Source organism: Maricaulis sp. (assembly GCF_039978735.1).
Taxonomy (GTDB): domain Bacteria; phylum Pseudomonadota; class Alphaproteobacteria; order Caulobacterales; family Maricaulaceae; genus Maricaulis.
In genome coordinates this window covers 22,331-37,191 of sequence record NZ_JBDWAS010000043.1, presented here as the reverse complement: position 1 = coordinate 37,191, position 14,861 = coordinate 22,331, and the positions used below count along the sequence as shown (strand labels likewise).

The 14,861-nt window shown below is 66.2% G+C and carries 15 protein-coding genes and 1 tRNA gene; 12 read left to right on the top strand and 4 right to left on the bottom strand.

The annotated features are described in order from the left end of the window. The 9 genes from ABJO18_RS11495 (at position 1) to ABJO18_RS11455 (ending at position 11,362) form a co-directional block, all read left to right on the top strand. Positions 1–435 (top strand): NlpC/P60 family protein, encoded by a 435-nt coding sequence (locus ABJO18_RS11495; RefSeq protein ID WP_348508889.1) that lies wholly within the window; start codon positions 1–3, stop codon positions 433–435. Continuing rightward, positions 428–5,890 carry a fibronectin type III domain-containing protein gene (locus tag ABJO18_RS11490; protein ID WP_348508890.1) on the top strand — a complete coding sequence of 1,821 codons (5,463 nt, stop codon included), beginning with the start codon at positions 428–430 and terminating at the stop codon, positions 5,888–5,890. Before ABJO18_RS11495 ends, ABJO18_RS11490 begins: the two co-directional genes overlap by 8 nt. Before the next feature lie 53 nt (positions 5,891–5,943). After that, complete coding sequence (locus ABJO18_RS11485; RefSeq protein WP_348508891.1) at positions 5,944–8,556, top strand: hypothetical protein; 2,613 nt, start codon at positions 5,944–5,946, stop codon at positions 8,554–8,556. After that, positions 8,557–9,069 carry a hypothetical protein gene (locus ABJO18_RS11480; RefSeq protein ID WP_348508892.1) on the top strand — a complete coding sequence of 171 codons (513 nt, stop codon included), beginning with the start codon at positions 8,557–8,559 and terminating at the stop codon, positions 9,067–9,069. A 70-nt stretch (positions 9,070–9,139) separates the two neighbouring features. Then, positions 9,140–9,517 carry a hypothetical protein gene (locus ABJO18_RS11475; RefSeq protein WP_348508893.1) on the top strand — a complete coding sequence of 126 codons (378 nt, stop codon included), beginning with the start codon at positions 9,140–9,142 and terminating at the stop codon, positions 9,515–9,517. A 40-nt stretch (positions 9,518–9,557) separates the two neighbouring features. Next, a complete protein-coding gene (locus ABJO18_RS11470; RefSeq protein ID WP_348508894.1) occupies positions 9,558–10,577 on the top strand; it encodes a transglycosylase SLT domain-containing protein in 1,020 nt (339 codons plus the stop codon). Continuing rightward, positions 10,574–10,981, top strand: coding sequence for a hypothetical protein (locus tag ABJO18_RS11465; RefSeq protein ID WP_348508895.1), 408 nt, complete (start codon positions 10,574–10,576; stop codon positions 10,979–10,981). Before ABJO18_RS11470 ends, ABJO18_RS11465 begins: the two co-directional genes overlap by 4 nt. Continuing rightward, on the top strand, positions 10,917–11,195 hold the full coding sequence (locus ABJO18_RS11460) for a hypothetical protein (protein ID WP_348508896.1): 279 nt from the start codon (positions 10,917–10,919) through the stop codon (positions 11,193–11,195). The genes ABJO18_RS11465 and ABJO18_RS11460 overlap by 65 nt, the downstream gene beginning before the upstream one ends. Continuing rightward, positions 11,192–11,362: a hypothetical protein gene (locus ABJO18_RS11455; protein ID WP_348508897.1), complete on the top strand. Its 171-nt coding sequence runs from the start codon at positions 11,192–11,194 to the stop codon at positions 11,360–11,362. The genes ABJO18_RS11460 and ABJO18_RS11455 overlap by 4 nt, the downstream gene beginning before the upstream one ends. A 4-nt stretch (positions 11,363–11,366) precedes the next feature. Here ABJO18_RS11455 and ABJO18_RS11450 read toward each other — a convergent pair whose 3' ends face one another. Beyond that, positions 11,367–11,741, bottom strand: a complete 375-nt coding sequence (locus ABJO18_RS11450) for a DUF2513 domain-containing protein (protein ID WP_348508898.1) — start codon at positions 11,739–11,741, stop codon at positions 11,367–11,369. A 162-nt stretch (positions 11,742–11,903) separates the two neighbouring features. Here ABJO18_RS11450 and ABJO18_RS11445 point away from each other — a divergent pair, with 162 nt between their 5' ends. The 3 genes from ABJO18_RS11445 (at position 11,904) to ABJO18_RS11435 (ending at position 13,832) form a co-directional block, all read left to right on the top strand. Continuing rightward, positions 11,904–12,713, top strand: coding sequence for a DNA adenine methylase (locus tag ABJO18_RS11445; protein ID WP_348508907.1), 810 nt, complete (start codon positions 11,904–11,906; stop codon positions 12,711–12,713). A gap of 182 nt (positions 12,714–12,895) precedes the next feature. Then, positions 12,896–13,159: a hypothetical protein gene (locus ABJO18_RS11440; protein WP_348508899.1), complete on the top strand. Its 264-nt coding sequence runs from the start codon at positions 12,896–12,898 to the stop codon at positions 13,157–13,159. A 10-nt stretch (positions 13,160–13,169) separates the two neighbouring features. Continuing rightward, positions 13,170–13,832 (top strand): SOS response-associated peptidase family protein, encoded by a 663-nt coding sequence (locus ABJO18_RS11435; RefSeq protein WP_348508900.1) that lies wholly within the window; start codon positions 13,170–13,172, stop codon positions 13,830–13,832. On the opposite strand, the gene ABJO18_RS11430 is transcribed toward ABJO18_RS11435, so the two are convergent. From ABJO18_RS11430 to ABJO18_RS11420, 3 genes are all read right to left on the bottom strand, one after another. Continuing rightward, positions 13,829–14,284, bottom strand: coding sequence for a hypothetical protein (locus tag ABJO18_RS11430; RefSeq protein ID WP_348508901.1), 456 nt, complete (start codon positions 14,282–14,284; stop codon positions 13,829–13,831). The genes ABJO18_RS11435 and ABJO18_RS11430 overlap by 4 nt on opposite strands. Positions 14,285–14,315: 31 nt before the next feature. Continuing rightward, the gene (locus ABJO18_RS11425) at positions 14,316–14,450 is read right to left on the bottom strand and encodes a hypothetical protein (protein ID WP_348508902.1); all 135 of its coding nucleotides are present in this window, start codon (positions 14,448–14,450) and stop codon (positions 14,316–14,318) included. Positions 14,451–14,693: 243 nt separating this feature from the next. Continuing rightward, positions 14,694–14,784 (bottom strand) — tRNA-Ser (locus ABJO18_RS11420). Between the last annotated feature and the right edge of the window lie 77 nt (positions 14,785–14,861).

Here is a 14,861-nt window from a genome sequence, read left to right as displayed (position 1 = left end):
GTGAAACCCGAGCCGGGCTGGCATCGGCCCTATCTGGCAACGCCCTGGCTGTGGCGGGGGCGGGATCCGCGCGGCTGGGATTGTTGGGGGCTGATCGCCTGGTGCCGGCCGCAGCATTTCGGCCGGCCCGCGCCCGATCATGCCGATCTATATTCCGGCGCCATGCCGGCCAGCCAGACCGAACGCTTCGACCTGCAGGCCCGCCTGATCGGCGCCCATGTCGGCAGCTGGTCGCGGCTGGATCGGCCCCGGCCCGGCGCTGTCGTCCTGTTCAATGTGGCGGGGCGCCCCGTGCATGTCGGCCTGTGCCTGGGCCGGGGCCTCTTCCTGCATGCCCATCACCCGGCCGGGGCCCGGCCCGGGGTGCCGGCCACCATCATCGAAAACCTGTCGGCCCATGTCTGGGCCCGGCGTGTCGAGGGCTTTTATGACTGACACTGCGACCGGTCTGTCTTTGCGGCCAACGGTTCCCGCCCTGCGCGCGCGTTCCCGCGCGGCGCTCGAGGCGGGCACGGCCGTCACGCTGGCCCTGCATCCGTTCGACCTGCAGTCGGTTGACCAGGTGCAGGCTCCGGCCGGTGCCAGCCTGGCCGACATGGCCGAAGCCTTTGTTGCCGATCCGGTGATCCGCGCGCATCTGGTCGCCCATGTCGACGGCGTGGCCGTGCCGCGTGAGGTGTGGGGCGAAACCTGCCCGGCCGAAGGTGCGCGCGTCCTGATGTCGGTGCGCCCCGCCGGCGGCGATGGCGGCAAGATCCTGCGCACCGTGCTGCAGATCGCCCTGATTGCCGCCGCCTCTTGGATAGGTGCAGGCGGGCTGGTTGCGACGTTCGGCCAGGCTTTTGCCCAGGGCACAATCGGCGCTGCGCTGGCGGCCGCTTCTGTCGTGGTGGTCGGCTCGCTGGCGATCAATGCGCTGGTGCCGCCCCCGCAACCCAGCCTGGACGGGATCGCCTCGCCGGATCCGGTGTATTCAGTGGATGGCGCGCGCAATCGCGCCACGCCCTACCAGCCCTTTCCCACCTTCATCGGCACGCATCGCATCTATCCGCCGTTGCAGGGCATGCCGGTCAAGGATGTGGCGGGCGATCAGGTCTGGCTGCGCTATCTGCTGAACCTCGGCCCGATGCCGCTGGACTATGCGAACATCCGCATCGGCGAAACGCCGATCGATGAGTATGCCGGCGTGGAATACGAGGTGCGCGCCAAGCCCGGCGATGCGCCGATCTCGCTCTATCGTGACGATCCCTACACCGAAGAGCTGGGCGTTGTGCTGGATGGCGCCGGCTGGGTCAGCCGCACCAGCCAGACCAAGACAACCGAGCTGATCGCTATCGTCTTCTTCCCCAAGGGCCTCGGGCAGATCGACAGCAAGGGGAAATGGAAGTCGCTGTCGGCCAGCGTGAACATGCGCTACCGGCCGGCGGGATCCAGCGGCGCCTGGACCTATGCCCGCGCCAGCGCACCGCAGGCCAACGCGGCCGCGGCCGATGCCGGTCGCGACCGGTTCGGCTGGTTCGATGCCGAGCCGGACCTGGATAACTGGACGGGCAATCTGCCCGGCGGCACGGTGAGCGGTGCCGAGACCATCACGCGATCGGCGCCCGGCAAGCCCTTTGCCATCCAGCTGCGCGCCGCGGTGCCGGAAGGGCAATACGAGGTCGAGCTGCAGCGCACGGACACGCCGCAGGGCGATGACAAGACGCTGTTCGACCAGATGCAATGGTCGGCCCTGCGCTCGATCTCCTCGCGCAATCCCATGCCGGTCGACGGGTTCGCCTACATGGCCGTTCGCATCAAGGCGTCGGATCAGCTGAATGGCGTGATCGACACGATCAATCTGGATGTCACCCGCATTGCCGAGACGCTGGATCCCGCGATCGCCGACGATGAGGATGCCGATCTGTCGGCTGTGACGCCGGACGACTGGCCGGCCGGGCCGACGCAATATGCCAGCGATGGCGCGCTTTTCCTCTATCGCGGCGGCCACACGGCCAAGCCGCGGCCGGACGATGCGATCGACTGGCCCGCCTGGTCGGCCTTCCACCAATGGTGCAAGGCCAATGACTATAAATGCAATCGCGTGTTCGACCGGCCGATCTCGCGCGGCGAGGCGGCACGCCAGGTGTGCGCCGCGGCCCGCGCACGCCCGGTGCAGATCAATGGCAAGCTGTCGGTCATCATCGATGGCGAACGAGCCGAGGGCGAGCGCCAGCTGTTCACCCCGCGATCGACGCGCGGGTTTCGTTTCCGCAAGACCTTCCCGGGCGAAGTGCACGGCCTGCGCGTGCCCTTCATCAATGAGAATGAGGGCTATCGGTCGGATGAAATGCTCGTCTTTGCCGACGGGTATTCCGAGCTGGGCGAGGATGGCGGCGGCCCGGCCGGCACGGTGGCGGCCACCCTCTATGAACAATTCGAAGTGCCCGGCGTCACCGATCCGGATCAGGTGTGGAAGCTGGCGCGCTTCTGGCTCTACACCTCGCTGTACCAGACCGAAGTCTTCGAATTCGATGTCGATATCGAAAGCCTGGTTTCGCACGTCGGCCACCTGGCGGCCGTTGCCCACGATGTGATGCTGGTCGGCCTGGGATCCGGCCGGGTTGAAAAACTGATCACCGACGAAGCGGGCGATGTCACCGGCATTGTGCTGGACGAGAAACCCGACCTGTCCCAGGGCCGCCTGGTGATGGAAGCGGGCAAGGCCTATGGCATCCGCTGGCGGCAGGTGACGGAGGCGGGCACCGGGTCGGGATCCTTCCGGGTGTCGGTCTCGAGCGCGCTGCCGCTGGCCACCGTGCCGGGCGCGGCCCATGTGCTGACGCTGCCCGAACCGGTCGATCCGGCCGAAGCACCCGCCCTGGGCGAGCTGGTCGCCTTTGGCGAGTTTGGCAAGGAAACCGCCCAGATCCTGATCAAGCGGATCCGGCCGGGCCGGAATTTCGGCGCCAAGATCGAGGCGGTGGCCTATGCGCCGGAGCGCTTCCTGGCCGATCAGGGCGAGGTACCGGCCTTCGATACCCGCATCACCCTGCCGCGCGTGCAGACGCCGCCCACGCCGGCGCTGGCGGCAATCTCCGTCACGGCCGACGGGATCTTCGTCAGCTATACGGTGCCCGACACCTGGGCGGATAATCTGGAAGGATTCCGCGTGCGCTGGCGCCAGACGCCGCAGGAAGGGTCGGACAACCGGTTCGAGGCGCTGGCCGATCTGGACGCCGATGCGCGCGTGGTGGCGCTGCCGCCCGGCCAGCCGGGCCGCACCTATGATGTGGAAATCACCGCGCTGGGCACGAACGGCCGCGCCGGCGAGCCGCTGATCGTCACGGAGATCGGCGCGGATGAAACCGTGCCCGTGCCCGCCGAAGTGGTGATCACGCCGGCCACCTTCGCAGGCCCGTCCGGATCCGCCGTTCCGGGCGTGACGATCAGCTGGGCGTCGGTCGAGGATCCGCGCATTGCCGCGCTGTTGATCTATGCCCGGGTGACCGGCAGCGGCGCGGAATACCTGCAGGTCGATATCGAACCGCCGCGCACCGGCGCCGGCGATGTGCGCGGCCTCACGCCCGGCGAGACCTATGACTTCCGGCTGGCCTTCCGCAATGAGCGCGGTGCGGAAACGGCAGAGCCCGCCGAAGTGCTGGCCGTGACGGTGCCGGATACATTGCGCGCCACGCATATCGGCACGCTGCCGGCGGGATCCGTGCAGGACTTCGTCGACGATCTGGGCAATCTGGCGCTGACCGTGATGCAGGAGGCTCTGGACCGGCGATCGGATATCCGGCGCAACATTGCCGATGTCTGGTCGACCTTCGGCACGGCGCAGGGTTTTCTCAACGGTGTAATCGAATGGACCGATCAGGCCGAACTGTATTCGATCGCGGCATCTGAGAGCGCGACGGCCGCCGGCAACAGCGCGTCTGCGGCGGCGGGCTTCGCTGGTCAGGCCCAGACCTATGCCGACAATGCCGGCAACAGCGCATCCGCGGCCAACCTGTCAGCGGTTGCTGCGGCCGACAGCGCGACGGCGGCCGGCAATTCTGCCGGTGCCGCGGCCGGCTGGGCGGCGCAGGCGCAGACCTATGCCGACAATGCCGGCAACAGCGCGTCCGCGGCGAGCCTGTCGGCGACGGCGGCGGCGGAAAGCGCCAATGACGCCGGCCAGAGCGCATCGGCGGCGGCGCAGTTTGTTTTGGACGCGCAGAGCTGGGCGGATGCAGCCGCGCAATTTTCCAGTGCCACGCTGACCCTGAAGGCCGAGGCGCAGACGGCTGCCAATCAGGCATCGTCAAGCGCGACCCAAGCCGCGAATTCCTCGACCGCCGCTGCCTCGGCTGCGAGCCTGGCGGAGGATCATGCCCAGACGGCCGAAGGCCATGCCACCAGCGCGTCGACCAGCGCCGCCGCGGCCGATGGCAGCGCGACCCAGGCGGCGCAATCGGCCATCGTGACGGCGGTTTATGGCGCAAGCGCCAAGCAGGACGTGGTCGACGCGGCCGACTATTTCACCCAATCGCTCAACACGCTGGCTTTCGCGGATGGCGTGTTGACGCACTGGATCGAGGAGGTCGTGACCGGCGTCGGCACAGTGGTCTACTCGGAAAACGCGACGGCCAATTTCTGCGCACGCGCGCGCTTCAGGCCGGTGCCGGGCAGGCGCTATCGGTGCACGGCCTCGTGGCGCTGGGTGTCCGGCACGGTGGGCACAGTGGAAGTCGGGTTCCGCGCCGATGCGGCCGACGGGTCCGGGGCGAACGCCAATCGCTGGTCGGCGGTGACCGCCGGTGCGTCCGGCGAGTGGCGTGAAGCTTCATACGAGATCACGGCAACCGAAGCGATGGCCCTCGAAAGCTGGCGGCCTGTGATCCGCCGCAGCGGCAATACCGGCCGAATGGAAATCCGGGCGCTGGTCTGGGAAGACCTGTCGGCCCTTCGTGCCGTGGGGCAGGACACTGTCGCTGTCTATTCCACGCGCGACGAGGCCATGGCAGCCCGGATCATCCAGGTGTCCGCCGGTGATGCCTTTGCCGCGATCCAGCTGGCGGCCCGGCAGGCCAATGGCACCGCCTCCAGCGTTTTGCGCTTTGCGGCCCAGCTGTTCGGTTTCGGTGCCGATTTCGACACCCCGCGCTTCTTCATCGATGCGGTAAACAATGCGGTTTATGGCGTAGCCGACGACGGCACGACGCGCACATTCGAGCTGGACTTCGACGATGATGGCCGGCTGCGGATCTGGAAGGCAGACGGCACGCTGCAGTTCGACAGTGCCGGCGGCGGTGTCTACACGGCGGGCATCATCGAGAACGCCGCCACGCGCATGGCGTTCGCTAACCAGGTCGGCGAGTTCGACATGTGGGGCGCCGGCTATGGTCCGGGCAGTTCGTCCAATCCGCTGACGCGCGTGTTTGACCAGTCGGTTGAATTCACCGATGCCGAGCCTGGCCGTCCGGTTTCAGTCTTCGCCAACTTCACGCACCTGATCAATGGTGGCGCCTTCGACTGGTGCAATGTGTGCTGGGAGCTCTACCGGCACGGCAGGTCTGTCTCGGCGCCGTCTGCTGGAGCCGGCACGTCCGGCAAGGTGAAGCTCTTGTCCTCGACGGAGGAGATGCAGGGCGCTACGGCCGGTCGGGTGCTTCAGCCCGCCACAGTCACTTCTGGCGGCGCGGCCTTTCCAGTCAATCACAACGACATGTTCGGCGACCAGCTGCCGGGCACAGGCGACGGCGATTTCGACGCCACCGGATATGTCTATCTGATGCGCGTGCGGGTGAAGGCGACAGCCCTTCTTGCCGGCACCAATCCTTACGAAAACGCCAACAGCCATTCGGGCACCCGTACCCACAAGGTGGCGGGCGCCAACCTCCTGGCCATCCAGCTGAAGCGATAACCCATGGCCTCACCAAACACCCACACATTTGCCGGCCCGACAAGGATCAACTGATGGCGACAATCAATCACACGCAATTCGCTCAAGCCCTGGCCGACGAGCTGGAAGCGGCCGGCGTGACCCTGGACAAGTCGGCCTTTGTGGAGGCGTTTGTCGACGATCTGGGCAATTGGGTGGGGGCCTACACGTCCAATCCCGTGCTGGCCCAGCGGCTGCTCGAAGTGCTCGCCCGGATCGACGGTATCCTCTTGTCCAACGGCGTGCCGGATGAAGAGACGGGCGAGGTCGGCGCGTTTGCTTTCGATGTGCAGGGCAAGGCCTTTTACGGCCCGAAAACCGAGGCCGGATGGGGCGCTGCGCAGGCGGTTCTGCAAGGCCCGCCGGGTGAGGACGGCGAAGAGGTCAGCCTGCAGGCCAGTGCCACACATATCCAGTGGCGCTTGGGCACCGGCGCCTGGCAGAATCTGGTCGCGCTGTCGGCCATCACCGGCCCGGCCGGAGCGGACGGTGCCGACGCCGAAGAGATCAGTGTCCAGGCCAGCGCCACACATATCCAGTGGCGGCGCGGTGAGGGCGCCTGGGTCGATATCGTGGCGCTGGCCGATCTGACCGGGGCGGACGGTGCTGATGGCACCAACGGCACAGACGGGCAGGAAGTCGACCTGCAGGTCACGGCGACGCATATCCAGTGGCGGATCGGCTCGGAGGCCTGGCAGAACCTGATCGCGCTCGCTGATCTGAAAGGCGAGAAGGGCGATCCGTTCGACTGGGACGCGTCGGGCGCCTATGCCGGCCGGTCGGCCTTTGACGGCGAAGCGGAAGACTTCGCCTATCTCGCGCTGGACGGCGCTGCCGGCGGCGGCGGTCCTGCCGTGCTCTACATCAAGAACAGCGGAACATCCGGCGACTGGTCGGACGCGGTGCCGTTCCAGGGCCCGGCCGGAGTGGATGCCGAAGAAATCAGCGTGCAGGCCAGCGCCACGCATATCCAGTGGCGGCGCGGCGAAGGCGCCTGGGTCAATATCGTGGCGCTGGCCGATCTGGCTGGCGCGGACGGTGATGACGGGCAGGAAGTCAGCCTGCAGGTGACGGCAACGCACATTCAATGGCGGCTTGGCGCCGGTGCCTGGCAGAACCTGATCGCGCTCACCGATCTGAAAGGCGATACCGGTCCTGGGCTGCCCACGGGCGGCACGGCCGGGCAGATCCCCGCGAAGGTCGACGGTACGGATTTCAATATCGAGTGGATCGACCCGCCGACCGGTGGCGGAATGCAGGTTGCCGAGATCCAGACGGCCGCGTTTACACCGGAGATCGGCATGGCCTATCCGGTGTCCACGGCCGGTGGCCCGGTTACGCTGACCGCCCTGCCGGCGGGAGCCGAGCAGGGCGATCGGTTCGAGCTGCACGATAGCGGGCGGAGCTGGGGCGAGACGAACAAGGTGATCGTGCCTGGCGATCCTTACGACACGTGGCTGACCAATGTCGGCGGCGTCGTGATGTTCGAGCACGATGGCACCGGCTGGCAGATCTACATCCAGAGCGGCGATGACCCGGCCGACTATCTGGAACAGCATGTCGCCCGGCCCTCGATCATCAGCCCAGTGAACGGCGCAACGGATGTGGGGGAATCTCCGACAATCGAGTCCAGCGTTTTCGCCGTGGTCAACGGCGTGGACACGCAAATTGCGGCGGGTTGGAAAATCACGTCGGACGCGGCGGGCGAAACGGTTGTGGTGCAATCGCTTGCCGACGCCGTGAACCTGACGAGCTGGACTGTCCCGATTGGCAATCTGACGCCGTCCACGGGCTTCTATGCGTGGGTGATGCATACGGGCGCCACCTATGGCGACAGCGCGTGGTCGCTCGCCGGGAGCTTTACCACGGCCGCAGTCTTCATGGACCCGGACGCGCAAGTGATCATCAACGCCATGTCCTCGACGCCTTCGGGCGCCCGCCAATCTCTGATCGAAGATCTGGTCGACGGGCTGAAGGCGGATGGGATCTGGGCCAAGCTGGATGCGCTGTGGGTGCTGGCAGCGCACGACAGCCAGGCGGCGGCGTTGAACTGGATGGACCCCGCGGGCTCGCCGATCCTGCCCGTCAATGCGCCGGTGTTCACGGCAGACCGAGGCTTCAAGGGCGACAACACGTCGACCCATCTGGACACTCAGTTTGTGCCCGGCACGGACGGCGTCAACTTTGTGCAGGACAGCGCGAGCGCCGGTATCTGGGTGCGAGAAGTCGCATCTGACAATGGTGACATCTATCTAGGCACCGGTGACAATTCGTCATCCTCGACCTTCACCCGAATCCAGCGCCGCAGCGATGGTGTCGAGTGGCGGGTGTGGGGGCCGAATGGCGGGCTGCTGGATGGGGGTACTGACTCCGAAGTCGCGACCGGCTTGCTGGTGGCAGACCGGAGCGGCGCGACGGCCTTTCACACCTACCGGAACGGTGCCCTTGAGAATACCGGTTCCGCAGCCTCCGGCTCTCCCTCGCCATATTCAGTCTATCTGCTCGCCGCCAACGGCAGCGGCGCGGCGGGCTCTCAATCCGATGCCCAGCTATCGGCCGCGTTCCTCGGCGGGTCGCTGACCGGGACAGAGCACGGGAACCTCCACACCCGCCTCAACACCTACCTCACCGCCGTGGGAGCCGTCTAAATGATCATCCTGACGCAAGACCAGCGTGACGCGCTCGCTGGCGACTATGACGCCGGCAGGCTTGAACCGGTCGAGGCGGTGCCCGGCTTGTACTATGTGCCGGAACGCTTGGCGGCGATCTTCCCCGGCCTCGCCGATCTGCCGGTAGTGCCGGATCTGCTTGAGGCGGCAAAGGCGCATATGATCGGGCAGGCCGCGGCGCTGCGCTGGCAGCGGACGCTGGTCTTCGCCTATGACGGCGTGGCCAACGCCTACGCCGACCCGGCCATTGCGCCGCTGGCCGCGAAGATCCTCGCGCTCGATGAGGCGGCATCGGATGCGCCGGTGAATTTCAAGTTGTCCGGAACGGTCTGGCGCTCCTGGACGCGCACACAGCTGCGCACCTACGGCGCCGCGATCGACGCGCACATTCAAGCCTGTTTTGACCACGAGAAGGCCCTGTCCGACGCGATCGACGCGGCAGCCGACCTGGACGCCCTTCGCGCCATCGACGTGTCGGCCGGCTGGCCGTAGCCGCCGAACGCCGTTCGCTGATCCCGAACCCGCCGCTGGCGGGCTTTTTTGTGCCTGAGGGGGAGCCTGCATGGCTGAAGATGTCGCCTATCGTGCGATCCTGGATGCGGTCGAGGGGCTGCGGCAGGAGGTTTCGGCGACCCGCGCCAGCGTCGGCAAGGTGCATGCGCGCTGTGATGGCATCCGTGAGGACGTGCACAATCTGTCGGCCCATGTCGGCCGGCAGTCCGACGCCATCACCCACATGATGGCCCAGCAGGACAAAGCCAGTGAAGCGCGCGAGGGCATCCTCGCGCGCCTCGACCGGGTCGAGGCGCCCCTGAAATTCGCCCGTGCCGCCGGCATGGTGGCCGGCGGCGTGTTCGCCTTCATTGGCGGCGCGGGCGCCGCGATCTGGACGATCCTGCAGATCATCGCCCATTTCAGGATGCCGCCGGGCGGTTCCTGAACCCCGCCCGCCGTGAGCGGGCTTTTTCATGGAGAGAAAGATGCTCGATTTTATCCGGGCTCGCTTCAGCGGGTCCGTTACCTGGCTTGTGGGCGCTGTTCTGGTGGCCATCGGCATGATTGTCGGCGGCGCCATGGTGGCCGGCGCCATCGGCGAGGCGGCGTGTGTCGCCGGCGATGCGGCGGAGCGGGCAGCATGCGAAACTGCAGGGATGGCCCTCGCGCTGGGTGGCGGGCTGATCTGGAAAGGCATCACAGTCCTTTTCGCGTTCATCGTAATGATGGCTTGCCTGCGCCTCTGGCTCTGGATTCGGGCCCTCTCGATCTTTCAGTCTGAGACGTTGAACTCCATCAAGCAGGACTCGAAGGCGGCCGCGATATTCCTCGGCCTGGTCTTGCTGTCGATTGCCGTTCTCGGTGCCCCGGTCTGGGGGCAGCCGCCATCGCCGGCCGCATGGCCCGATCCCGCGGCACCGGTGGCCATGGAAAGCGTTTCGCCGGAATTCCGCGCGCCGGATGCCTGGCCCGCGCACTATTCCGCCTGTGAGCCCTATCGCGCCGATATCGAGAGCGCGGTGCGCACCTACTGGCCGGATTGGCAATATCCGGAGGCTTGGGCCGCACAGCTTTATCAGGAATCGCTGTGCGATTCCGGGGCAGTCTCTCCGGTCGGTGCGGCCGGGCTGGCGCAGTTCATGCCGGCAACCTGGCGGGAGGCGCAGGCGCATTTCGGCATCCGCGCGAGCCCGCATGATGATATCGCGATCGAGGCGGGCGCCTGGTACATGGCGCGGCAAATGGCGGTGTGGCGCAGTCCGCGACCGCAGGTCAGACGCTGGGAGTTGGCGCTGGCTTCGTACAACGCAGGCGCGGGCAATATCATCAGGGCGCAAGGTGAGTGCGACGGGGCGCGGGATTGGGACGATATCCTGCCCTGCCTTCCAGACGTGACCGGTCATCACGCCCGGGAGACCACGCAATATGTTGTCCGCATTCGCCATCACTGGCAGGCAATGGCGGGCGGCAACCCGCTGGCTCTGCCGCCGGAGCTTCGGTCATGATCGGGAATTCCATTCGTGCCGGTGCCATCGGCGCCGCCATCGTCGGCGCTTTCGCCGCCGGCGCGATCCCGGCCGCGTACCATCTCGGCCGCTCGCACGAGCGAGGTGCCCAAGTGACAGCCGACTATCAGGCCGTTGTCGACAGCGTCGGCGTCGAGGCCGCGCGTCTGGCCGAAGTCGCCACGACTGCTGAAACCCGTCTCGCCGCTGACCGGGAATGGCGCAGCCAGCACGTCGCCGACTTCCTCGCCGATTCCCGCCAACTCGCCGCCGATGCGGCCGCCGCCCGGAGGGCCTTCCATGAAAGCCAGGATCGCAGCTGTCCTGCTGGCGCTGATGATGTCCGCGTGTTCAACGCCGCGCTCGGTCTCGCCGCCGCCGACAATCGAGCCGGAGATCCGTGAAGTCGAGCGGATTGTCCGTGAGGAGATCGAGACCCCGCCCTCGACCTGCCTGATGCCGCCCCATGACCTGGCCGCGGTACAGCCCGGCCGGGACTGGCGCGATGTCGCGCTTGATGCGGGGGAGGCGGCAATCACCAACGCCCGGATCGCCCGGGCCTGTCAGGAATGGTGGGCGCGCGTGGAAGCGTCCAGAACCGAGGAGGAGTCGTCATGATCCCGTTTATTCTGATCATCGCTGCCGTGCTGATCGCCGGCATTACGGAGTACAGCGCGCGGCGCGAGCGGGTCGACTGGATAGCTGCTGCAGCAATTGCCATCCTGGGCCGCGTGGTGGCTGCGATCTTGTTCGTTGTCGGGCTCATCTGGGCATTGGTGACGTAGGCTTTCAGCTGCCCGAAATAGCACCGATCACTACGGCGTTGATCGCGGCCGAAAGAGCCTGAAAGCTGAGGCCTCCGGTCTTCTCAAGGGTCATCTGCTTTGCCTTCTCCCAAAGCGTGTCTTTCCGCACGCTGTCGAGGAATTCTTGACCCTTCCAGGTGAGTCGGCTGGGTAGGTGCCGATAGCCATTCGGGCCCATCGTGGAAAGGTTGGTCGCTTCTATGAGTTCCGCCTCGGCCAACAGCACGACATGGTAGCTGATGACCTGCTGTGAGTGTTTAGCGACCAGATCGTCCAGCGATACCCAGCGGCGGGGGTCCTCGTCGCTCTCATGAACCGCGAACAGTATTTCGCGGCACAGATCCATATCTCGTTTCATTGTTTCCTCCGCCTCTAGAGGCGGGGGCTGGCGTGCGCCAACACGCCGAGCCGCGGGTGTCTCCCCCGCACCATGACGTGCCTAGGTCGCGTCACAGTCCCGCCGCCGGCCAACCGGCGGGTGCATTCAAGAGTGAGACTCAACCTCGTGTCTAGTACCTCCATGCCCGACCTGCTGGGCGCCCTGCATGTTGAACCTGTCGAGCCGGCCGCCGCCTATCTGGGCGGCAAGCGCAACCTGGCCAAGCGCCTGGTGCGCATTCTGGACAGCCAGAAGCACGATACCTATGCCGAGCCTTTCGTGGGCATGGGCGGGGTTTTCCTGCGCCGCCGGATCAAGCGGCCGTGCGAAGTGATCAATGACTGGTCGCAGGATGTGTCGACCTTCTATCGCGTCGTCCTGCGCCACTACACCGCCTTCCTGGACATGCTGCGTTTTCAGCTGACCACGCGCCGGGAATTCGAGCGCCTGCAGGCGACAGACCCGTCGACGCTGACCGACCTGGAACGCGCCGCGCGCTTTCTCTACCTCCAGGCCTGCGCCTTCGGCGGCAAGGTGGACGGGCGCGCATTCGGCGTATCGCCGGGTCATGGCGGTGCGTTCAATGTGCTGACGATCGCCAACCGCCTCGAGGCGCTGCACGAACGTCTCGCCGGCGTCGTGATCGAGCGGCTGACCTGGTCGGACTTCATCGATCGCTATGACCGGCCGGAAACGCTGTTCTATCTCGACCCGCCGTATTTCGGTGGCGAGAATGACTACGGCAAGGGCATGTTCGAACGCGCCGACTTTGTGCGGATGGCGCAGCAGCTGGCCGGGATCAAGGGCCGGTTTGTGCTGTCCATCAATGACGTGCCCGAGATCCGCGAAGCCTTCGCCGCTTTTTCCCTGCAGGAGGTCTCGCTGAAATACGGCGTGGCGAAGGGGATCGCGACCGATGCGCGGGAGCTGATAATTTCCAGACCAGGCTGAAGCCCGATTCGAGGGCCTTGCAGATGGCCGTGATGGCTGCAGCGACAGCGGATATCGCAAGGGTGACGTGGTCGGGCAAGTGAGTCTCCATCGATTGACCACAGCCCAGTGTAGTCATGCGCGGGTTGCCCGCTCACCGGTTTATTGACTTCGTCTGTTTGTTCCTCGAATGTTCCGCGCCCATGGCCCCGCGGAACGTCACCAAAATCTGGCTGGAAAGCTATCGCAGCTTCGGCGAAATCCAGCGCCGGGGCCTGCCCTTGCGACTGTCCTGCCGCAGCTGTGACGTGATCCTGCGGGCCGACCTGGATGTGCTGATCTGGGCGCGCGGCCGGGCGGGCTCGCCGATCGACCTGCATCCGCGCTGCAAGCGCTGGGACTGTACCGGGCACATGGTTTTTCAGGGCCATGTCGGCGGGGTATGGCGTCCGTTGATTTCGGGCTAGGCTCGCCGCCATGTGCAATCTCTACTCCATGGATACCGGCCTCGATGCCGTTCGCGCCGCCGTCCGGCAGCTGGGTCTGGATCTCGCGACCGAACCGGCCACCGGCAATTTCGCCGGCGTCCCGCGCCTCTATCCGGATCAGGACGGCGTTGTCATCCATGCGCGCGGGCAGACCGCGCAGCTGTCCTCGATGCGGTGGGGCTTTCCGCCGGCCGGGCAGGGCAAGTCCCCCATCACCAATATCCGTAATCTGTCTTCCGCCTGGTGGCGCAAGGTGAACGGTGAATACCTGATGCAGCCAGAATACCGCTGCCTGGTGCCGTTCACGCGGTTTGCGGAGCCGATCCAGGGGCGGCGCAATGCTTGGTTTGCGGTGCCGGAGCGCGAGCTGTCATTCTTCGCCGGCATCTGGCGGCCGTGGCAGGGCAAGCGCCTGGCGCCTGTGCCGGACAAGGCCCGGCGCCAACAGACGGAAGGCGACTGGCGCCTCTACGCCTTCCTGACCTGCGAGCCGAATGAAGTGGTCGCGCCGATCCATCCCAAGGCGATGCCCGTCATCCTGACGGATACGGACGAATGCCGCGCCTGGCTCGCCGGCGGCGAGGACAGCCTCGCTCTGCAGCGGCCGCTGCCGGATGACCAGCTTGAGATTGTCGAGCGGGACCCGGGCTAGTGTGGGCCGGGAAGCGGCGGCCAGTTCGCCGGCGCGTCTGACCCGTCGGCCAGCTGGCCAGCATCCAGAGCTGCCTGCCATAAGTCCCGGATGCCCAGCGCGACATCATCGGGGATAGCGGGCTCGTACCAGTTCACCGGCAGTTCGAGCAGCCGCGCCGCCATGGCAAGGGCATCGTCTAAGTCGCGGAAGTAGACACGGCCGAAGTGGAAGAGGTAGCCGCCCGGGTCGAGCGTGATGCCGAAGCCCGTGTCCTTCAGATGCTGCCCATCCCGGTTGACCAAGTGATGCACATGGAACGGCCCGGCCGACAGCGCGGCAACGCGCAGAGGCTGGTTGAGTGCCGCATCGCCAAAATCCAGATAGGTGAAACCATGCTCGAAACCGTCCCGGTCGGGCAGGGCGGGTGTGTCGGCGCGGATGGCATCTGGAGTTTCGGCGAACGTCTGCATGCGCCGGACGGTATCACTGCCCTGAAGCCGGTCAACCTGCCCAGGCGCTGAACACGGCCGGGGCGACGGCGATGAGGAGCAGGACTGCGAGGATCGCCGCGACCGTCCAGGGCCCCGGGAACTTCCCGCCATTGTAATCGTCGGAATGCCGCTCGTATCCGTTCATGCCTGCCAGAATCGCCCGGCAGGAGGGGAGGCGGCTATGACCGCCGTCACGCCGCCGAACGGCGTTCGGTGACGATTCTTCGAACAGAGGTGGAACACGCTCCCCCGCGGACTCCCCCGTCAGGAGCCGGAAAATCCGGGAATGTTCCGCTTTCGAGGGTGATTGAACGTCAGATCACGTCACGTTCGAGCAGCAGCTAGGGCTGCGCCGGGCGGATAAAATCTCAACCATTTCAGAAGGAAGTGGCGGAGAGGATGGGATTCGAACCCACGATACGCTTTTGACGTATACTCCCTTAGCAGGGGAGCGCCTTCGACCACTCGGCCACCTCTCCACGTGCCGGTTTAAAGGGCCCGGGGCGGGGCATCAAGTGCGAGGTGCGGCTGGTGTGCATCCCAGTGCACCTCGAGC